Source organism: uncultured Methylibium sp. (assembly GCF_902826655.1).
In the GTDB taxonomy this organism is placed as follows: Bacteria; Pseudomonadota; Gammaproteobacteria; order Burkholderiales; family Burkholderiaceae_C; genus Methylibium.
On record NZ_CADEFR010000001.1, the window covers coordinates 1 to 5,279 of the forward strand.

Genomic DNA, 5,279 nt, shown 5'->3' on the forward strand with positions numbered 1-5,279 from the left:
GAATCGAGCCGCTCACGCGGCTCGAGGGGATTCATTCGCTTGACAGACGGGGAAGTCCTTGTAGTTTGAGGTGAGCGGCCACCGCCGGTAAGGCGCTTGGCCCGCGAGACGGATGATGAACTACAACGGCTCGCGGGCCAAGCGGCTTGCCGGTGGGGGTCCGCTCGACCGAAGGGTTAGGCCGCACGTTGCGGCCCCGAACAAGAGCGCCGGGAGAAGCGCCTTTGTATTCCTTGGGATGGTGGCGTGGCACCTTGTTTCGACTCCTGAAAGAACGGGCAGCAACCCGTCCCGAAGCGTGCGAACCGCGAGCCTGACTCGGAGCGGCTTGGCAGCGAGAGGAGCTCGGAGCCGTGACTTCGCGGCCCATGGCCGCGCAGCTGAGGTGACCGAACGCAGACTTCACCCGTTGCGGCCTAACGTTGGAGCTAACCGGGCGGCCGAGTAGGCGCCCGCTAGTGACCAATGCCGTTGCCGCTCCGGTTGAGCGACTAGTTCGGCCTCTGGTGCCGAAGCGAAAGGAAAGATGATGGCAATGCAGGAATGGGAAGTTCAGCAGCACCAATCGGCGGCGGTTGAGTTGTGCTACCGACTCAATCTGAGCCCGTTCGAGCCACTCGACAGCATGAACCCGAGCAGCCCGCCGCAGTGGTTCAAGTACGCGGTGCGCATGGCCGAGCACGAACTGATGGTGCAGGTGATGCGTCAGTACGGCCGCCCGGTGTGAGGCCGAACGTGAAATAGGCCAACCGGTGGCGGTGGGCGGAGTTGGTGTATGCGCGGGCATGTCGCCAATCATCGCCGCCCTCGTCGCCTCTGCAAACCCCCTCTTCGAGCCTGCCGACGGGGGGCGGCTGCGGTGCGATAGGCGGCTTAAAAATTCCCGGATGGGAACTGACTTCCGCGACGCCATCGCGGCCGCGCCCGGCGCACCGCAAGCCGCCGCGCCGCGGCTGCTCGACCAGTTGCGGGCGGCGGTTCGCCTGCGCCATTACGCCATCCGCACCGAGGAGGCCTACGTCGGCTGGGTGCGCCGCTTCATCCTCTTCCATGGCAAGCGGCATCCCCGCGACCTGGGTCCGGCCGACGTCGAAGCTTTCCTCAGCCACCTGGCCACGGAGCGCGGCGTCGCGGCGGCCACGCAGGGGCAGGCGCGCTCGGCGCTGCTCTTTCTCTACAAGGAGGTCCTGCGGATCGACCTGCCGTGGCTGGACGACGTGGTCGGCGCGCGCCCTTCGCGCCGCCTGCCGGTCGTGCTGACACCGCGCGAAGTCGCGTCACTGCTGCAGCAGCTGTCCGGCCCGATCGGGCTGGTCGCCACCCTGCTCTATGGCACCGGCATGCGGCTGCTCGAAGGCCTGCGTCTGCGCGTCAAGGACGTGGAGTTCACGCGCCGCGAGATCCTCGTGCGCCAGGGCAAGGGCAGCAAGGACCGCGTGACGGTGCTGCCCGAGAACCTGATCGAGCCCCTGCAGGGGCAACTCGCACGCGCTCGCCGACTGCACGAAGCCGATCTGGCCGCCGGTCGCGGTGCCGTGTGGCTGCCCGATGCGCTGGAGGCCAAGGCGCCGCGCTGGGCGCGGGCCTGGGGATGGCAGTGGGTGTTTCCGTCGCCAGGCCTGTCGGTCGACCCGCGCTCGGGCGTCGAGCGACGCCATCACCTCAACGAGGCGTCGGTGCAGAAGGCCGTCGCCGGCGCCGCCCGCCGCGCGGGCATCGTCAAGCCCTGCTCGCCGCACGTGCTGCGCCATTCCTTCGCCACCCACCTGCTGCAGGACGGCTACGACATCCGCACCGTGCAGGAGCTGCTGGGCCACGCCGACGTCAAGACCACGATGATCTACACCCACGTGCTGATGAAGGGCGGCCGCGGCGTGAAGAGTCCGCTCGATCGGCTCTGAGCGGCCGTCCCGGCAGCGGGGCTTCGTGCGTCCGTCACGGGGCCGCTGCAGTGATGCCGGGATACTCGGCACATGACTCCGTCTGCACGCGCTCCTGCCGCCCCGTCACTATCCTGGCTCGTCCGGCTGCGCCTCGCGCTGGCAGCGCTGTCGCTGTCGGTCGCAACGGCCGCCTGCGCGCAGGCGCCCGTCGTCGCCAAGCCCGCCGCCAAGGCGCCACCCGCCGCGGTGGTCACCCAGCCGGCCCCGCCCGAGGAGCGCGACCCGGTGCCCGGCTGGATGGGCCCGGGCTATGCGGTGCCGATCGGCGGCGCGCTGAAGTACGACAACGCCGAGGTGTGGTCGCGGCTGGTGCAGCTGTCGGGCGGCGAAGGCACGCGCTGGCTGGTCATCCCGACGGCGGCGGCCAACCCGCAGGCCACCGGCGCGCGCATCGTCGACGCGCTGCAGCGCTACGGCGCCAAGGCCGAGCTGCTGCCGGTGGCGCCGCGCCTCGCGGGCCGCGACGCCGCAGCCGACGCGCGCGACCCGGCGCTGGTGGCCAAGGTGCGGCAGGCGCACGGCGTGTTCTTCGCCGGCGGCGCGCAGGCGCGCATCACCGACACCCTGCTGCCCGACGGCCAGCGCACGCCGCTGCTCAATGCGATCTGGGAGCTGTACCTCAGCGGCGGCGTGGTGGCCGGCACCAGCGCCGGCGCCGCGGTGATGAGCGAGACCATGTTCCGCGACGCGGCCGACGTGCTGGCGGTGCTGAAGGCCGGCAAGGTGATCGAGGGCCAGGAGATCGACCGCGGCCTGGGCTTCGTCGGATCGGAGCTGTTCGTCGACCAGCATTTCCTCAAGCGCGGCCGCATCGGGCGCATGCTGCCGCTGATGCTGCAGAAGGGCTACAAGCTCGGCATCGGCGTCGAAGAGAACACCGGCGCCATCATCCGCGGCAGCGAGATCGAGATCATCGGCGCCAAGGGCGTGGTGCTGGTCGACCTGAGCGACGCCAAGCAGGACCCCGACCTGCCCGCCTTCAACCTGCGCGACGCGCGGCTCACCTACCTGGACCGCGGCGACAAGCACGACTACAAGACCGGCGTCACCACGCCCGCGCCCGAAAAGCTGGCCGGCAGCCTGATCGACCCCAATGCGGCGGACTTCCGCCCCTACTTCCGGCGCATGCCCTTCGTGCCCGACATCCTGGGCGACAGCGCCATCGCCAACGCGATGGGCAACCTGATCGACAACCGCGAGAACGAGGCGCTGGGACTGGCCTTCTCGGGCATCCCGCGGGCCGACGACCCGCAGCCTGACCTGGGCTTCGAGTTCCGCCTCAAGCGCGGCCCCGACAGCCGCGGCTGGTACACCGGCGCCTTCGGCGACGAGGCCTACACGGTGCTGAACCTGCGGCTGGACGTGACGCCGGTGACGATGCGCCGGCCGCTGTACGGGCCGGTGGTCGTGCCGCCGCCGCCCGCCGCCGACCCGCCGGCCACGCGGCCCGCGGCGCCGGCGGCGCGGACCTTGCGCTGACCGCCGCGCCGGCGTGAGCCGGCCGAAGGGCCGCTAGCATCGGGCCTGTCGTCCCATCCGCATCCCGAGGTTGCCTGCCATGAACCGACGCGCCCTGCTCGCCCTGCCCCTGGTCCTGCTCGCCGTCGCCCAGGCCCCGGCCCTGGCGGCCGACTGGAAGAAGATCCGCATCGCCGTCGAAGGCGCCTACCCGCCGTTCAGCGAGGTCACGCCCAGCGGCGAGCTGAAGGGCTTCGACATCGACATCGCCAGGCTGCTGTGCGAGCGCATGCAGGCTGACTGCGCGCTGGTGCAGCAGGACTTCGACGGCATGATCCCCGCGCTGCAGGCGCGCAAGTTCGACGCCATCGTCGCGTCGATGTCGATCACGCCCGAGCGCAGGAAGCAGGTCGCCTTCAGCGACAAGTACTACAACACGCCGGCGCGCTTCGTCGTCAGGACCGGCAGCAATCTCCAGATCACGCCCGACGGCCTGAAGGGCAAGAAGATCGGCGTGCAGCGCTCGACCATCCACGACCGCTACGTGACCGAGATGTTCAAGGGCGCGCAGGTCGTGCGCTACACCAAGCAGGACGAGGTCTTCCTCGACTTGGCGGCCGGGCGCATCGACGCGACGCTGCAGGACTCGGTGGCGGCCGACGTCGGCTTCCTGAAGACGCCGCTGGGCAAGGGCTTCGGTTTCACCGGCCCGTTCTACGACGACCCCAAGTTCTTCGGCGACGGCGCCGGCATCGCGATGCGCAAGGCCGACACCGACCTGCAGGCCAAGTTCAACGCCGCCATCAAGGCGATCCGCGCCGACGGCAGCTACAAGAAGCTGCAGGACAGGTACTTCGACTTCGACGTCTACGGAAAGGACGCCGCGACGAAGTGACGCGGCGGCCGTCATGCTGCACGGCTACGGCCCGTCGCTGCTGCAGGGCACGCTGCTGACGCTGGCGGTGGCCCTGGCCTCGCTGGCCATCGCGATGCTGCTGGGCCTGGCCGGCGCGAGCGCGCGGCTGTCGCGGTCGCGCGTGCTGCAGGGTCTGGCGCTGGCCTACACGACGGTGATCCGCGGCGTGCCCGACCTGGTGCTGATGCTGCTGGTGTTCTACGGCGGGCAGCTGGCCGTCAACGAGATGGCGGCGCGGCTGGGCCACGAGGGCTACGTGGACGTGAACCCCTTCGTCGCCGGCGTGCTGACCATCGGCTTCGTCTTCGGTGCCTACCTGAGCGAAACCTTCCGCGGCGCCTTCCTGGCGGTGCCGGCCGGCCAGCGCGAAGCGGGCCTGGCCTACGGCATGAGCCGGCAGCAGGTGCTGCGCCGCATCCTGCTGCCGCAGATGCTGCGCCACGCGCTGCCGGCGCTGGGCAACAACTGGCTGGTGCTGGTCAAGAGCACCGCCATCGTCTCGGTGATCGGCCTCGCCGACATGATGCAGCGCGCCGGTCAGGCCGCGGGCGCGACGCGCGAGCCTTTCGTCTTCTATGCGGCCGCGGCGGCGATCTACCTGGCGATCACGTCGGTCAGCGAGCTGGGCTTCAAGCTGCTGCAGCGGCGCTTGTCGGTCGGCGTTCGGAGTGGGGTGCTTTGATGAGCGGCCGAGCCGGGGCCGGGCGGGCTGGGGGGCGTAGGTTCGGTGGTCGGCCTTGCAGGCCGACTCCCCTGCGGTGCTCGGGTTCGTGGTCCCGGCGCACAACTCGCTACGTTCACTTCGTTCACTGCGCTCAGACAAGCGCGCCGAGTCAGTTGACGACGCGCGCTGCGCGCGCGGACCACGAACCCTCCGCTCCTCGGCACCTCGCATACGCCCCCCAGCCCACCCGGCCCCGGCTCGGCAGAACCACCGTTGGCATGCCCAGCCCGCTCACCGC

General features: G+C 70.3%; 4 protein-coding genes. All 4 read left to right on the forward strand.

The features are described from left to right. The first annotated feature begins 887 nt into the window (after nt 1-887). The 4 genes from QZV97_RS00005 to QZV97_RS00020 all read left to right on the forward strand — a co-directional run bounded on the left by QZV97_RS00005 (nt 888) and on the right by QZV97_RS00020 (nt 4,999). Entirely contained in the window at nt 888-1,901 is a 1,014-nt protein-coding gene (locus tag QZV97_RS00005) for an integron integrase (protein WP_295636305.1), read from the forward strand. A 72-nt stretch (nt 1,902-1,973) separates the two neighbouring features. After that, nucleotides 1,974-3,422: a cyanophycinase gene (locus tag QZV97_RS00010; protein WP_295636308.1), complete on the forward strand. Its 1,449-nt coding sequence runs from the start codon at nt 1,974-1,976 to the stop codon at nt 3,420-3,422. A 79-nt stretch (nt 3,423-3,501) separates the two neighbouring features. After that, the gene (locus QZV97_RS00015; protein WP_295636312.1) at nt 3,502-4,296 is read left to right on the forward strand and encodes an ABC transporter substrate-binding protein; all 795 of its coding nucleotides are present in this window, start codon (nt 3,502-3,504) and stop codon (nt 4,294-4,296) included. A 13-nt stretch (nt 4,297-4,309) separates the two neighbouring features. Beyond that, on the forward strand, nt 4,310-4,999 hold the full coding sequence (locus QZV97_RS00020) for an ABC transporter permease (protein ID WP_295636315.1): 690 nt from the start codon (nt 4,310-4,312) through the stop codon (nt 4,997-4,999). Nucleotides 5,000-5,279 lie beyond the last annotated feature (280 nt).